General features: G+C 42.3%; 13 protein-coding genes. 8 read left to right on the top strand and 5 right to left on the bottom strand.

Annotated features, from left to right (window positions below; translation table 11 throughout):
• Window positions 1-96: 96 nt before the first annotated feature.
• Window positions 97-2,286: a methyl-accepting chemotaxis protein gene (locus tag BMW45_RS13125; protein WP_092244287.1), complete on the top strand. Its 2,190-nt coding sequence runs from the start codon at window positions 97-99 to the stop codon at window positions 2,284-2,286.
• Window positions 2,287-3,067: 781 nt separating this feature from the next.
• Here BMW45_RS13125 and BMW45_RS13130 read toward each other — a convergent pair.
• Both BMW45_RS13130 and BMW45_RS13135 read right to left on the bottom strand, forming a co-directional pair.
• Window positions 3,068-3,550 carry an HIT family protein gene (locus BMW45_RS13130; RefSeq protein ID WP_092244290.1) on the bottom strand — a complete coding sequence of 161 codons (483 nt, stop codon included), beginning with the start codon at window positions 3,548-3,550 and terminating at the stop codon, window positions 3,068-3,070.
• 37 nt (window positions 3,551-3,587) lie between these two features.
• Window positions 3,588-4,496: a radical SAM protein gene (locus BMW45_RS13135; RefSeq protein WP_092244292.1), complete on the bottom strand. Its 909-nt coding sequence runs from the start codon at window positions 4,494-4,496 to the stop codon at window positions 3,588-3,590.
• A 104-nt stretch (window positions 4,497-4,600) separates the two neighbouring features.
• On the opposite strand from BMW45_RS13135, the gene BMW45_RS13140 reads away from it, so the two are divergent.
• The gene (locus BMW45_RS13140) at window positions 4,601-5,308 is read left to right on the top strand and encodes an AzlC family ABC transporter permease (protein WP_025234475.1); all 708 of its coding nucleotides are present in this window, start codon (window positions 4,601-4,603) and stop codon (window positions 5,306-5,308) included.
• The gene (locus BMW45_RS13145) at window positions 5,305-5,640 is read left to right on the top strand and encodes a branched-chain amino acid transporter permease (RefSeq protein WP_025234474.1); all 336 of its coding nucleotides are present in this window, start codon (window positions 5,305-5,307) and stop codon (window positions 5,638-5,640) included. Before BMW45_RS13140 ends, BMW45_RS13145 begins: the two co-directional genes overlap by 4 nt.
• 17 nt (window positions 5,641-5,657) lie before the next feature.
• Here the strand turns inward: BMW45_RS13145 and BMW45_RS13150 are convergent, their stop codons facing one another.
• Window positions 5,658-6,536 (bottom strand): helix-turn-helix transcriptional regulator, encoded by an 879-nt coding sequence (locus BMW45_RS13150; protein WP_092244296.1) that lies wholly within the window; start codon window positions 6,534-6,536, stop codon window positions 5,658-5,660.
• Window positions 6,537-6,760: 224 nt separating this feature from the next.
• Here BMW45_RS13150 and uxuA point away from each other — a divergent pair, with 224 nt between their 5' ends.
• The 3 genes from uxuA (at window position 6,761) to BMW45_RS13165 (ending at window position 10,988) form a co-directional block, all read left to right on the top strand.
• Entirely contained in the window at window positions 6,761-7,816 is a 1,056-nt protein-coding gene (uxuA, locus tag BMW45_RS13155) for a mannonate dehydratase (protein WP_092244299.1), read from the top strand.
• A gap of 16 nt (window positions 7,817-7,832) precedes the next feature.
• Window positions 7,833-8,681 carry an SDR family oxidoreductase gene (locus BMW45_RS13160; protein WP_054790364.1) on the top strand — a complete coding sequence of 283 codons (849 nt, stop codon included), beginning with the start codon at window positions 7,833-7,835 and terminating at the stop codon, window positions 8,679-8,681.
• A 267-nt stretch (window positions 8,682-8,948) separates the two neighbouring features.
• The gene (locus BMW45_RS13165) at window positions 8,949-10,988 is read left to right on the top strand and encodes a methyl-accepting chemotaxis protein (RefSeq protein WP_166433348.1); all 2,040 of its coding nucleotides are present in this window, start codon (window positions 8,949-8,951) and stop codon (window positions 10,986-10,988) included.
• A gap of 65 nt (window positions 10,989-11,053) precedes the next feature.
• Here the strand turns inward: BMW45_RS13165 and BMW45_RS13170 are convergent, their stop codons facing one another.
• On the bottom strand, window positions 11,054-11,257 hold the full coding sequence (locus BMW45_RS13170) for a hypothetical protein (RefSeq protein ID WP_025234469.1): 204 nt from the start codon (window positions 11,255-11,257) through the stop codon (window positions 11,054-11,056).
• Between the two features lie 180 nt (window positions 11,258-11,437).
• Here BMW45_RS13170 and BMW45_RS13175 point away from each other — a divergent pair, with 180 nt between their 5' ends.
• On the top strand, window positions 11,438-11,959 hold the full coding sequence (locus BMW45_RS13175; RefSeq protein ID WP_025234468.1) for a LytR/AlgR family response regulator transcription factor: 522 nt from the start codon (window positions 11,438-11,440) through the stop codon (window positions 11,957-11,959).
• 176 nt (window positions 11,960-12,135) lie between these two features.
• Here BMW45_RS13175 and BMW45_RS13180 read toward each other — a convergent pair whose 3' ends face one another.
• A complete protein-coding gene (locus BMW45_RS13180; protein WP_092244305.1) occupies window positions 12,136-13,017 on the bottom strand; it encodes an aldose 1-epimerase family protein in 882 nt (293 codons plus the stop codon).
• A 217-nt stretch (window positions 13,018-13,234) separates the two neighbouring features.
• Here BMW45_RS13180 and BMW45_RS13185 point away from each other — a divergent pair, with 217 nt between their 5' ends.
• Window positions 13,235-14,275: a LacI family DNA-binding transcriptional regulator gene (locus BMW45_RS13185; RefSeq protein WP_092244308.1), complete on the top strand. Its 1,041-nt coding sequence runs from the start codon at window positions 13,235-13,237 to the stop codon at window positions 14,273-14,275.
• Window positions 14,276-14,305 lie beyond the last annotated feature (30 nt).

Here is a 14,305-nt window from a genome sequence, read left to right on the forward strand (position 1 = left end):
AAAAATGTTACAAAAAAAATGAAAATACGTTTTACTTTTTGGTAGATTATGGTATAATTCCCGTAAAGGTTGTAACTTACAGAGGGGGATTATGCAATGAAGGTACAGTTTTTGAGAAAATGGAGGAGTCGTGATTTAAGTAGCAAAGGGTTGTCCTGGTTAAAGAAGAAAGGGGCAGGAAAATATCAGCTTTCAACCAGGATTGCACTCATCGCAGGAATTATGCTGGTGGTCGTTTTTACGGGTTTGATCGGAGTTACCTCCAGAATGACAAAAAACGCCATGAAACAGTCCGCTTTCAGAGAGTTAAAGACTCTGGCATCTGAGAACGGAAAGGTGATCCAGCAGACGCTTGATGAGGCAAGGCAGGTATCAGACAATATTACGTACTATCTTGAGAATTCAGCGGCTAACCGAAAGGTTCTCCAGGGGCTGAGGATTAAGTCAGGCCCTTCAGCTGAACCGCTGTATAAAAGCCAGGTATTTGATAATATGACCCTGGACAGCTATGGTATGAGAATGGAGGATTATATGATGACGACCATCAAGTCCTCAGTTCTCTACTCCGAAGATATCGTAGGAATCGGTATTCTGTTTGAGCAGTATGCCATGAGTTCTGCAGCCAGAAGCTATGGCCTGTATGCAGGCAAGGATGGGACGGTTAAGGACTGCGGGCTGTACGAGGATTATTCTTCCGCGGATTATTTTGTAAAGGTGATGGAAGAAAAGACTCAGGTCATTACACTGCCATATAAATCGAATGGAATGATGATCATTACCATGGCGGTGCCTGTAATCGTTAACGACAGGGTGCTGTGCGTGGTTTCCATTGATGTGGATCTGGACCGCTTCAGCCAGATGAAAACGGCAGGTTCCTCCTACCCAAGCATGCAAACCTTCATTTTAAATGAAACAGGAACCATCATTTCAGAAAGTACAGGCAGCGGTCTCGTTGGAACCAGTGTTTCTGATTTCGTGAACAGCGGGACGTGCAGAGAGAAGATAAATACGGAAATTACCTCTGGCTCCGACTTTTATACCGTAGATCCAGGCAAAAAAGGAGATACCTATTATTTCTTTGAACCAATTCAGTTAAATGGTTCCAGCTGGTACTCCGTCACAGCGGTGGAAGCGGGGGATATGAACCGGGAAGCAGACCGGATGTCTTCCATGATGATCGTTATTTCCATCACAGCCATGATCGTTATTCTCTTTATCATTGCATTTATTATAAGAAGGCAGTTAAAACCGATCCATAAGATCGTTGCGGCTGCCGGGCAGATCGCGGAAGGGGATTTAAGTGTCATTATTGATGTGGAATCCAACGATGAGATCGGCCTTGTTGCAGCTTCCTTTGAACGAATGACAGTGAACTTAAAAGAGGTAATAGACCGAATCTCCTTTACGTTAAATGAAGTTGCAAACAACCATTTGGACTTAAACGTGGAACTGGGTCTTAAGGGAGACTTTTCCCAGCTTGAAAAGGCGGTAAAGCAGATCGTCATGAATTTAAATTCGGTTATGAATGAAGTTAATCAGGCAGCTGCCCAGGTAGCGGTAAGCTCCGGACAGGTTGCAAGCGGTTCCCAGCTTTTAGCAAACGGTGCGGAGGAGCAGGAAAGAACCGTTGAAATGCTATCCGGCTCCATCAGCCAGGTTGCAGAAAAAGTCAGACGTCTGGCAGAAAAAGCCGGAGAAGTTTCCTTACAGGTTCAGATGACCGGTACAGAGGTGGTAAACTGCGATATGTCCATGCAGAATCTTTCCAATGCCATGAATGAAATTCATGTCTCTTCCGGTGAGATCGGAAAGATTATCAAGGTGATTGAAGATATTGCATTCCAGACCAATATCCTGGCATTAAATGCTGCAATAGAGGCCGCAAGGGCAGGAGAGTCTGGAAGAGGATTCGCAGTGGTTGCCGGTGAGGTACGGAATCTTGCTGCAAAAAGCTCTGAAGCAGCAAAGAATACCACGGCATTAATCAGGGATTCCATAAATGCTGTGGAAAAGGGCAATGAGATATTGGATGAAACCGTTCAGTCCATGATGAAGGTGTTGGAGGATTCCGCTCTGGCAGTGGATTCCGTGGATACCATTTCAACCATAGCCTCCCAGGAAGCAAGAGCAGTGGAAGATGTGACCAAGGAGCTTGGAAGGATCTCCTCTGTAGTTCAGAACAATGCAGCGGCAGCGGAAGAAAGTGCGGCTTCCAGTGAGGAACTATCCCAGCAGGCGCAGCTTTTGCGTGAACTGGTAAAGAACTTCCGCTTAAGAGAAGAATAAAAGATACATAATGAATTTCATAAAGGATCGTGAAACAGAGTTAATTCGAACAGATATTTAACTCTGTTTCTTTTTGTGATGACATACAAAAATTATATAATATTCGAATAAAGGCAATAAAATGTTTTGTAATAACATTATAAAAATGCATATAAATTCTAAATAATTATATACAATTTGAAAATTAACAATTAATATATAAAAATATATTAAAAAGTATTGACAAAATAAAGCTTGTACGTTATAATAAAGCCATAACTAAAAGAATTTAAATAAAGAAAGTTAAATCTAAAAGAAGGAGGTACAGTCCACCAGAAAGAGCAGCCACGCTTCATTTATATAATATATGAAGCAAAAGAAAAACCAATCTGCCGATGTTAAAAGCCAATCTTTGAAGCAATGGTAAGTCATTCATGAAAAAGAGAGAATTCATGAGAAGGAAAGACTGTATTAGATTCAAATGATCCAACTTAAGAAATTTAGGACATATAAGGAGAGAAGCAGTTAAGTTAAAAAGTAAAGTCCATGAATCTGGTGTATAACAACGGGGAGCGGAAAAATTAACATAGATCATGCTGAAGATCGTGTACTATGTACAAGGAAACAGACATGAGAGAGAAACGAGGTATCAAGACCAATGGATTCAATAATATAGAAACGGATATCGATGGTATGAAAACTTAAAATCGGTATCCGTTTCTATCTGTTTATTATTAAGGATATGATAAAAAAGGAAACCTTTCTCAAAGTTTCCCTTTACTTACATATATTGATAAATGAATTAAATAAATTTTTTTTTATTGTTCTTGATAAAATAATCTCTTAATTTTCGGACGTACTCTAAACGTTCTTCTGGCTTTGAGTTTTCTCTGTCTGCCTTATATAAATTGTCACCCTTATATCTTGGAAATACATGAAGATGATAATGCCACACATCTTGATTTCCACAAGGTTCATTATGCTGTCTGGAAGATACTCCATCACATTTGTACGTTTCTTTTAATGCAAGTGCGATTTCTTTTTCTAAATCATGTATTCTGTAAGAAAATTCAGATGGCAGATCATATAAGTTCTCTATATGTTTATTAGGAATAATAATGACATGTCCTTTATTATTTTTCCACCAACAAGAAGAAATAAATGCAGTAACATAGTCATCTTTGTATATTATATCGTTCTGTTTCGTATATATATGTTCATTTTCCACTCCATCAACTATTAGACAAAAAGGGCAAACATACCCTTCGGGTTCATGATTATACATATCTTTCCTCCAATATAATCTACATACTTAGCCTTTATTAAAAGATCCCTTCCAAATCAAAGGGCGGCGTGTATTCTTCTTTTGCACTGCTTTTTTCCTGCATAAATCCCTGAACCAACCCAAGTCTGATGGCTTCATCCACCACTTTTCCGTATTCATAAGAAGTAATTCTCCGGTTAATTTCCGGAAAACTTTCGCTCCGATAGAATGGGGTATACTGGCTCAAAAGACTGATGTAATACATTCCCTCCGGCAGTTCATCCTTCATCCAGTGAAGCAGACGGATAGAATCTTTGTAAGCGCCCGGAAGCACCATATGGCGTATGATGACCCCCTTTTTCATAAGGGTCCCATCGGAATTAAAACGGGGAGCCCCGGTCTGGCGAATCATCTGTTTTACAGCCTTTGAAGCCGCATCAAAATAATCAGAAGCTTTGCTGTAGCGTGAGGAAAGTTCAGAACTGAAATATTTTAAATCAGGAAGCCACACATCAATGTATGAGGTAAGCGTTTTTATGATATCTTCTGATTCATATCCACCGCAGTTATAAACCACAGGAATAGAAAGCTTTGGTTTTGTAAGATCCAGGGCCTTTAAAACCGAGGGGAGATACTGGGTGGCTGTGACCAGATTAATGTTGTGGGCGCCTTCCTCCTGAAGCCTTAAGAAAATCTGGGCAAGTTCTTTACTTGTAATTTCCTTTCCGAAATTCTCCTGGCTGAGGGTATAATTCTGACAAAAGCAGCAGCCCAGGGTACAGCCGGTAAAAAATACGGTACCGCTTCCCCGGCTTCCGCTGATGCAGGGCTCCTCCCAGTGGTGGAGTGCGGCCCGGGCTGCTTTTATGGTATCGCCGCAACCGCAGAAACCGGTACTTATATGGCGGTTTACCCTGCAGTTCCTGGGACAGAGGCTGCAGGATTCATAGATATGGTCAAGGTTCATTTGAGAAACTCCTAATATTGACAAAGTCACTTTTGTGCATTAATATATTAAACAAAATACAGAAAAATTGCAAGAAAAAGATGATACACAAAGGAACGGTGCCAATGAGTAAAAAGAAAAAGCTTGCTGCTCTTTGTTATGCATTTCCCAGAACAATGCCGGTGATGGCCGGTTATCTGGTTTTAGGAGCAGCGTACGGGATACTTATGAATGTAAACGGGTATGGGATCTGGTGGGCCCTGCTCATCAGTGTATTTGTCTATGCCGGAAGCCTGCAGTACCTTGGAATCACATTTTTTGTGGCGGCAGTGAATCCATGGTACGCCTTTTTTATGTCCTTGATGCTCAATGCGAGACATTTATTTTACGGGCTTTCCATGCTGGACAAATATAAGGATGCAGGGAAGTTAAAGCCATATCTGATATTTTCACTGACGGATGAAACATTTTCCGTTCTGTGTAATGAGGAGCCGCCTGAGGGACTTCCAAAATACTGGGTGTATTTTTTTATATCGATTCTGGATCAGCTTTACTGGGTGACAGGAGCTGTAATCGGTGCATTAGCCGGAACCATGATAACTTTTAGCACGGCTGGAATGGACTTTGCGCTGACGGCTCTTTTTGTGGTGATCTTTATCGACCAGTGGAAATCAGGAAAAGGACACCAGGCCGCATGTGTGGGCGTGTGTTCCTCTGCCCTTTGCGTGGCAGTCTTTGGCCAGAGTGTTTTCATTGTTCCGGCCATGATCCTCATTCTGATCATTATTACAGCAGGTTATTTCATGGAAAAGAAAAAGGAGGAACAGCCTTGAACGATAATATAGCAGTTTACAGCCTGATCGCATTAGTCATGGTACTTGCTACTGTGATCACCCGTTTTCTTCCCTTTCTTTTGTTTCCGGCAGGGAAAGAGACCCCCAAATACATTCTCTATCTGGGGCGGACTCTTCCATATGCCACCATTGGTCTCTTGGTGGTCTACTGTTTAAGAGGGCTTCAATTTCTTTCTTATCCTCATGGACTGCCAGAACTTATCTCCATTTGCACCATTACAGGGCTTCATTTATGGAAGGGAAATTCCCTGTTAAGCATTGGTGCAGGAACGATTCTTTATATGGCACTCATTCAGGGTGTATTCCGCTAATGTAACATGAGGCGGTATTAATACCCTTTTGGCAAAACGGCCTGCTCCCGGAATTCTTTGGGGGAAAGGCCGAATTCTTTTTTAAAGGCCCTGTAAAAGCTGGTATAATCCGAAAAGCCGTATTGATGGTACAGCTCTCCAAAAGGGATGCCGGAGAGGATTCCGTTTTTACTCGCCTGCAGCCGTTTTTTCAGGATGTACTGGTGAAGGGAAATCCCCATGTTATCCTTAAATACATGGGAAATGTGATATTTGCTGGCATAAAAGAAGGATGCCAGATGGTCCAGGGACAGATTTTCTCCCAAGTGGTTGTTAATATAATCACAGAGGTTCAGATAAAGTACGTTTTCATAGGCAGCAGGTACCTGATGGAGCATATCATAAGTGATCCGGTTCAACAGGAGCATAAAGGAATGGATCTGCAGCTCTGAATTCATCTTATGGAATGCCTTATTTCCATGGATTTCTTCCAAAAGGTCCAGGAGACGACCTTGAATATTCTGAAATGTGACAAAATCCGTGCGGAAATGGTAATGCTTATTCTCTGATACATAACTAAAACTATATGAAAAGTCCTGTGACCAGGAACACATGGTCTCAAAATAGCTCCGGCTGATCCAAAGAACAATCCGCTGATAGGTATTTCCGGTGGAATGGAATATGGGGTGATGCTTTACCTCAGGAGGAATGAGTAAGTAATCCCCATACTGCAAAGAATACGGTTTCCCTTCCACATCATAAGTTACATCTCCGTTTAAGAAAAAATACACTTCATAATAGGAATGGCTGTGGTCCACTACATGATTCAAGTCCAGATCCTTATAAAAAAATACTTCAAATTCCCCTGAATTCATATACTGCCGCTCATTAAAGCCGGTGGACAATTCTTTTCTCATTTGATAATCCCCTTTCCTGTTTTCTTATGCCTTTATAATAGTATCGGAAGTAAAGAGCACTTTCGATAATCAGATGGACGGTTTTAGTTGTATTATAGGCCATGACCGCAAGTTTTGCAATGTGAACGGCAAATAAATCCATGGTAATAAGGAAACATTTTGTTTATACTGAGTCCACAAGGTAGGAAAAGAAACTTATTATAGGATTGTTAAGGAGGTATTTTATGAAATTATCATTCAGATGGTACGGAGACGATGACAAAGTAACCTTACAGAACATCCGCCAGATTCCAGGCATGTATTCCATTGTAACGGCGGTTTATGATGTTCCCGTAGGGGAAGTATGGGGCAGAGAAAGCATTGCCCACTTAAAAGAGGAAACAGAAAAGGCAGGACTTGCCTTTGAAGTGATTGAGAGCATTCCGGTTCATGAGGATATTAAATTAGGAAAGCCAACCAGAGACAAGTATATTGCAAATTATTGCGAGAACATCAGGCGGGTGGCGGAAGCAGGGATCAAGTGCATCTGCTATAACTTCATGCCGGTATTTGACTGGACCAGGACCCAGCTGGATCATGTGCTGGAGGATGGCTCTACCTCTCTGGTTTATTATCAGGATCAGGTAGACAAAGTGAATCCTCTGGAAAGCGAAAGCGACTTAACCCTTCCAGGCTGGGATTCCAGCTACACAAGAGATGAGCTTAAGCAGATTGTAAGCGAGTACAATACCATGTCAGAGGATGACCTTTGGGATAATTTAAAATATTTCTTAGAGGCGATTATTCCTGTTGCAGCAGAATGTAACGTGAATATGGCGATCCATGAGGATGACCCATGCTGGAGCATCTTTGGACTTCCAAGAATCATTACCTGCGAGGAGAACTTAGACCGTTTCTTAAAGCTTGTGGATGATAAGCACAATGGTATCACTCTCTGTACCGGTTCTTTAGGCTGTTCCAATAAAAATGACGTAGTAAAGATGGCTGCCAAATATGCAGCTATGGGACGTATTCACTTTGTCCATGCAAGAAATGTGGCGATTCTGGAAGATAACCAGGGCTTTGAAGAGCGTGCTCATTTATCATCATGCGGTTCCCTGGACATGTTTGCCATCTTAAAAGCTCTTCATGACAATGGTTTTGAAGGTTATATGCGTCCGGACCATGGCCGTATGATCTGGGGCGAAACAGGCAGAGCCGGTTACGGACTTTATGACCGGGCACTTGGCGCAACCTATTTAAACGGTCTTTGGGAAGCGATTGAAAAAACGAGCAAATAGGAAAGAGGGAAATCATATGGCTTTAACATTTGGTACAGATTTAAGCGGTAAGGTAGCAGTTGTAACAGGAGCAGGCGGAGTATTATGCGGAATGTTCGCAAAGACTCTTGCAGAAGCAGGCGCAAAGGTTGCAGTTCTGGATTTAAACGAAAGTGCTGCAGAGGGAATTGCAGCTTCTATTAATGAAGCAGGCTATAAGGCAAAGGCTTACAAAGCAAACGTTCTGGAACGGGCAAGCCTTGAGGAAGTTCATGCAAAGGTTTTGGCAGAGCTTGGTCCCTGCGACATCCTGATTAACGGCGCAGGCGGTAATAATGCAAGAGCCAATACGGACAAGGAATATTTTGAGATGGGTGACATTGAGGCGGATACAAAAACCTTCTTTGATTTAGACCAGTCAGGCGTTGAATTCGTTTTTAACTTAAACTTCCTTGGAACTCTGCTTCCATGCCAGATTTTTGCTAAGGATATGATTGGCAGGGAAGGCTGCAGTATTTTGAATATTTCCTCCATGAATGCCTTTACTCCACTTACGAAGATTCCGGCATACAGCGGTGCAAAAGCTGCGATCAGCAACTTTACCCAGTGGCTTGCCGTTCATTTTTCCAAGGTCGGTATCCGTGTGAATGCAATTGCACCAGGCTTTTTCGTTACAGCGCAGAATGAGAAGCTCCTGTTTAACGAAGATGGTTCTCCCACACCAAGAACCAACAAGATTCTGTCTGCAACTCCCATGGGACGTTTTGGAGAAGCAGAGGAATTAAATGGCGCTTTGTTATTCCTTTTGAATCATGCAGCAGCAGGTTTCATCACCGGCGTGGTTCTGCCTATTGACGGCGGATTCTCAGCTTATTCCGGCGTATAACAGAATATTAAAAAATATCAGCCTCTTCCTTGGGATTGCAGTGAGCAGCACTCAGACCGGGAAGGGGCTGTTTTTTAATGGATTTTTCACAGAAGAAAATAGAAAATACACCTAGTTGTAATTTCTTTTTAGAGAAAATTCGACAAAATTCGTTTCCATTTTCTGGAAGCGTTGACAAATGGTTACAAAATATTGTATAATGGATAAAACCATGAACAAAGTGTTATGGTTTACAATTACCAAAGACGAGACGAGGAGCATAAGGCAATGAAGACATCGGGGGATAAGAAACGAAACCTGAAAGCATTACTAGGGACGAAGAAAGTGAAGCCGGAAAAAAACGGAAGTAAGAGTACATTCCTGAAATCATTGAAGATGAAGATGCTGGCATTCATTATCGCAATTATTTTGGGATTGGCTGTGACCAACATGGTAATCAGTATTACAGTCAGTTACAAAGGGATTACAGATGTTGTGAAAAATGATTTGGAATCAACGGGTAAACTTGTGAACAGTCTGGTAGTACAGAACTTAAATCAGATGAAACTAAGCATAGAAGCCAGTTCACAGGGTGGAAGCTTGAAATCCATAAATTCCAGGGTTGTGACGGAATACCTTTCCAACCAGTGTAAGCTTTACGGATACAAAGAACTTGAAGTAATCAGCATGGATGGTACCGTTACCCGCAGCGCAAGCGGACAGAATATCGGTGAGAAATACGAAGTCACTGGTTATCTGGAAAAAGCCTTAAATGGTGAGACCACCATTTCCACCACGGAATATGATAACAACAACGAACTTGTGATCCGCGTTGCGGCTCCTTATGAATATGGAGTTCTTTTGGGAACTTATAATGGCTCCGTTTTAAGTGATCTGATCAGTGACCTCCGGATTGGGGAAAGCGGCAATGCCTTTATTATCGACAATACAGGGACCATGATCGCCAATATATCACCGGATCTGGTTAATAACCGCCAGAACTTTATTGAGCTTTCAAAGTCCGATAAATCCTATGTTTCTGTAGGCCGTATGTTCCAGACCATGTTGGGTGGAAAATCGGGAACTGGTAATTACGAATACAATGGAGACAACCGTTTTTGTTATTACAGCCCGGTAACAGGCAGTGACGGCTGGGCTTTGGGTGTGGCAGCATCGGTTAAGGAAACCACTGTTTCCATCTACTTAGTAGTTTTTGCAATGGGTGTGTTTGCCATTGTATCAATCGTTATCGGTTGTTTCCTGGCATTCTGGTTTGCAGGATCCATTGCAGGTCCGGTATCAGCCATTGCAGCAAGAATGAAGCTCTTTACAGAAGGAGATTTATCCAGCGAAGTTCCGGTTGTAAAGCGCAGGGATGAGATCGGACAGCTTGCCGATGAAATCACCAGTTCCGTACATAGTGTTAAATCCTATATCACTGAAATCGCAGCCGTATTGGAAAATATCGCTTCCGGAGATTTCAGCCGGTCCGTTGGAATGGAATTCCAGGGAGATTTTAAGGTAATACAGCAATCCATTGACATTGCAGAAGACTTACTTTCAAAAACCATGGATACCATCAGTATTTCTTCAGATGAAGTAGCAAAGGGCAGTTCTCAGGTGTCTCAGGGAGCGCAGAATTTAAGCCAGGGTGCTGTAGAGCAGGCAGCTTCTGTAGAAGAGTTATCTTCCTCAGTAAATGAGATATCAAGCAGCCTTATGAGCACGGCTAAGGCTGTGGAAGATGTAAATAAGCAGGCAGGACGGGTAGGAGAAGCCATGGAAAGCGGCAATGCCCAGATGCATGAGATGATGCAGTCCATGGATCAGATCAATAAAAAATCCAAGGAAATTGAGAAGGTTAATAAGCTTATCGAAGACATTGCCTTCCAGACAAACATTCTTGCGCTCAATGCCGCTGTAGAGGCAGCCAGGGCAGGCGAGGCCGGAAAAGGCTTTGCAGTTGTTGCAGATGAGGTCCGCAATCTGGCAGGAAAGAGTGCCAACGCAGCAAAGGATACCTCCAGTCTGGTTGCTGATACCATTGCAGCCGTTAATACGGGAACCGGTATTGCAGCATCTACAGGGGAAACATTAAACGGTGTTCTTTCAGAAACCAAGAATATGGTTTCTGCCATTCGCAGATCCGCAGAGGAACTAAAAGAGCAAAGTGAAAAGGTTACTCAGGTAACTTATGGAATTGAGCAGATTTCTTCCGTAGTTCAGAATAACTCTGCGACTGCAGAGGAAAGTGCTGCGGCCAGCGAGGAACTTTCTGGCCAGGCGGAAGGTTTACGGGAATTAATGAGCAGATTTCGGCTTCGTTAAAATTTGACGATGAAATAAGAAAAAAAGAAGGTCTCTTAGGGGCCTTCTTTTTTTGACTCATTTCCTCATTCTTTATCTACATTCTTTGCATGGGGCATGTAGGGATAAAGATCTTCATATGCTTCCAGTTCAGCTTCTGACTGCGGAGCCGCGGGAATAAGTCCCGTACAGTCCATGGTGGAACAAGTCTGAATATCGATATCATAATTATTATTAGAGGTTGTTGATTCTGTCTTTCCTTTTTTTGTTTCCTTTTTTTCTGATTTCATTTCATTTTCTCCTTCCGGCAGTCTTATGGGAACCGTTTCTTTTAGTTTGAGGAAAAACAGCGTAATTATTCGTTGCCTGTGTGATCTCTTTTTTGCGTTATAAAATTTATTGAAAATCGTTATATAAGATGTCGGAAAGCATCGTCCAAGAGTATGATTGATTACAGGGGGGAACTGGAAATGAGAATTGCCATTTTTACAAATGAAGAACAAATGCCGGAATTAATAAAGGCCTGTCCGTGCAGGCAGAACAACCGCTTACAGATTGATTATTTTTCTATAAAGGAAGGACGTCTTTCTACGTTGGAACGTGCCTTATATGATATGATTGTAATTAGTCCAAAAGGGAATATAACCTTATACCAGGCAAAATATTCTGTGTTCTTTAACGGCCAGTACTGCATTCTTGATATCACGGATATTCTTTATCTGGAATCCTATTACCGGAAAACAAGCGTGGTGGCAGGCAGCGGCAGGATGCGGATCCGGGCAAGGCTAGATGAAGAGGAAGAAAAGCTTCCAAAAGACCGGTTTGTCAGAATCAACAGGCATAACATTATCAATATGCAATATGTAAGGAGTGTAAAAGGAGAAGCAGTTGAGATGCAGAACGGAGAGGTTCTGTATGTAAATGGCGGGAGAAGAAAAAAGTTTGAAAAGAGTTACAGGGATTTTCTAAAGGATCATAGTATGATATTTTAAAGATTTAAAAAACGCAATAATTAGGTTAAAAAGTGCAAACTGGCTTGCCTTGGATAAAAGACCATGGTATTGTATGTTTCATTAATCGGCAGTTCACATCTAAACACATTTCTATCATCTGTAACATCAGGGCAGGCAGCGATAATCAGCCGATATCGCCGCCTGTCTTCTTAAGGTTAAAGAACTCCTATGGAAAGGCTATAGCTTTTTGTATTTCCGGGACTTAAAGTCTGCACATGATTCTTATGAATGAATTCGTCATCTTCCGTTGCATAGATTGCAGAACCATTCCATGGTTCCACACAGACAAAGGGCGCTTTCGCAGGATATGGCGTCCAGAAAGCTACGGTTTCAAAGCCTGGATAGGAAACTTCCACACCCCGGCCGGTATTTCTGTTTACGATTGAAACTTTTCTGGACTGTAAATCATCAAAATAGATGGCATCATCTTTAAATAATTCACGGGTTAAAGAAAGGGAACGGCTTTCATTCAGCTGATCGATCCGGTTTCCAGGATTAAATTCCAGATGTTCAGAATCATATACCATGCTGGAAATGGTTTCCTCCTTTTCAAACACCAGATCATAATCCTCAAATACGGCATTATCCTCCATAGGGCAGTTAAAACCAGGATGAGCGCCCAGACAGTAGTGTATGATCCGGTCATCGGTGTTTGTCACCCGGTATTCCATGAATATGGTTCCGCCTGTAAGAGTATAGACAAGACTTAAACGGAAGGAATAGGGATAAATCTTCTTTGTTTCTTCTGTATCCCGGATTTCAAAGGTCACGGAAGTGCTTGTCTGTTCAGTGGCGGAAAAATCCATTTCCCGGCAAAAACCGTGCTTAGGGATTTCCCATGTCTGGCCTTCCAGAATGGTCCGGTCGTTGCGGCAGTTTCCCACAATGGGAAAAAGAAGAGGAGAGCATTTGCTCCAGAACTGGGGATCTCTCTGCCATATGTATTCTGTACCGGCAGAATCTTTGAATGAAATGAGCTGGGCACCGATGGAATCGATGACAGCAGTTGCTTTGGAATCATGAAGTGTAACCAGCATTTCAATTTACCTCGTTTCTTAGTTGTTTTTATCTCTTAAATAGCCAAGCTTGCTTTACAATAAGTATACTAAATAAAAAAGGAAACTTCCATGGGTTTGTGAAAAAACATTTGAAAAAAAGAGGTTATTAACTGAAACGTTTAATATTTTCTCCTGTCCTATTGACAATTACATAAAAATCTGAGTTAATTAAATCAAAAGGTTCTGGAGGCAGGCGATGGCAACCATAAAGGAATTGGCAAAATGCTGCGGTGTATCAGTGGCCACAGTTTCAAATATATTAAACAACAAACCTGGTGCAAGTGATAAGACTAGAAAACTGGTTTTAGAAATGGCTGAAAAGCTGGATTATACCCCTAACGTTGTTGCAAAGAACTTAAAGCTGCAAAAGACGAGAAGCATTGGGGTCATTGCGGAGGATATGACCATATTCAGCATCCCTGACGTAATAGACGGCATTACGGACTACTGCCAGGAGCTGGATTACCAGATACTTCTTACCAATCTAAGGCTGTTTAAAAAATACGATGATACTTATTATAACCGGGACGATTATTATGGGCAGGTAGGGCTTGAGATAAAAAAGCTGATGGAAAAACAGGTGGAAGGGATTATATATGTGGCTGCCCATGAGCGGGTCATTCGGTGCATCCCTGATACACTGCCGATCCCTGCCGTAATGGCTTACGGATATTCCAAAAGTATGAAGGTACCTTCTGTTGTGGTGGATGATGTCCATGGCGCTGCTGAAATCATGCAGTATCTGCTGAACCACGGCCATAAGAGAGTCGGGGTGATTACAGGAAAGCCGGACAGCCTTCATGCACAAGCCAGACTGGTGGGATATCAGCAGGCTCTTTTTCAAAACAGGATTTTGTACGATCCAGGCCTTGTGATCGAAGGGGACTGGACCAGAGAATCCGGGTACCGGTGTGCCTGCCAGCTCCTTGAAAGGGGAGTGACTGCCATCTTCTGCATGAATGACTTAATGGCAGGAGGGGTGTATGACCGCCTGGAGGAACTGGGCATGAACGTGGGCACTGACCTATCGGTGGCAGGATACGATGACCGGGAATTATCAGGGTATTACCGGCCCCCACTTACCACCGTAAGACTTCCTCTTCATGATATCGGGCACAAAGCCAGTGAACTGGTTATTGGCCTTATAAACGGGCAGGAGCTTGAGACTGATGCTGAAAACGTCTGTTCCGTTGGATGCAGGCTTCTGATTCGTAAATCGATAAAGAGTATTGAATAGAGTCAGTTCATCGATCAAATTACGAAAAGG

Origin of the sequence: Lacrimispora sphenoides (assembly GCF_900105215.1) — a bacterium.
Lineage (GTDB): Bacteria > Bacillota > Clostridia > Lachnospirales > Lachnospiraceae > Lacrimispora > Lacrimispora sphenoides_A.

What these genes read in the sequence shown, in the direction of transcription:
- uxuA (WP_092244299.1), top strand. Translation starts at nt 6,761, where the DNA reads ATGAAATTATCATTCAGATGGTACGGAGACGATGACAAAGTAACCTTA.
- BMW45_RS13135 (WP_092244292.1), bottom strand. Translation starts at nt 4,496, where the DNA reads ATGAACCTTGACCATATCTATGAATCCTGCAGCCTCTGTCCCAGGAAC.
- BMW45_RS13165 (WP_166433348.1), top strand. Translation starts at nt 8,949, where the DNA reads ATGAAGACATCGGGGGATAAGAAACGAAACCTGAAAGCATTACTAGGG.
- BMW45_RS13160 (WP_054790364.1), top strand. Translation starts at nt 7,833, where the DNA reads ATGGCTTTAACATTTGGTACAGATTTAAGCGGTAAGGTAGCAGTTGTA.
- BMW45_RS13175 (WP_025234468.1), top strand. Translation starts at nt 11,438, where the DNA reads ATGAGAATTGCCATTTTTACAAATGAAGAACAAATGCCGGAATTAATA.
- BMW45_RS13180 (WP_092244305.1), bottom strand. Translation starts at nt 13,017, where the DNA reads ATGCTGGTTACACTTCATGATTCCAAAGCAACTGCTGTCATCGATTCC.
- BMW45_RS13170 (WP_025234469.1), bottom strand. Translation starts at nt 11,257, where the DNA reads ATGAAATCAGAAAAAAAGGAAACAAAAAAAGGAAAGACAGAATCAACA.
- BMW45_RS13185 (WP_092244308.1), top strand. Translation starts at nt 13,235, where the DNA reads ATGGCAACCATAAAGGAATTGGCAAAATGCTGCGGTGTATCAGTGGCC.
- BMW45_RS13150 (WP_092244296.1), bottom strand. Translation starts at nt 6,536, where the DNA reads ATGAGAAAAGAATTGTCCACCGGCTTTAATGAGCGGCAGTATATGAAT.
- BMW45_RS13125 (WP_092244287.1), top strand. Translation starts at nt 97, where the DNA reads ATGAAGGTACAGTTTTTGAGAAAATGGAGGAGTCGTGATTTAAGTAGC.
- BMW45_RS13130 (WP_092244290.1), bottom strand. Translation starts at nt 3,550, where the DNA reads ATGTATAATCATGAACCCGAAGGGTATGTTTGCCCTTTTTGTCTAATA.
- BMW45_RS13140 (WP_025234475.1), top strand. Translation starts at nt 4,601, where the DNA reads ATGAGTAAAAAGAAAAAGCTTGCTGCTCTTTGTTATGCATTTCCCAGA.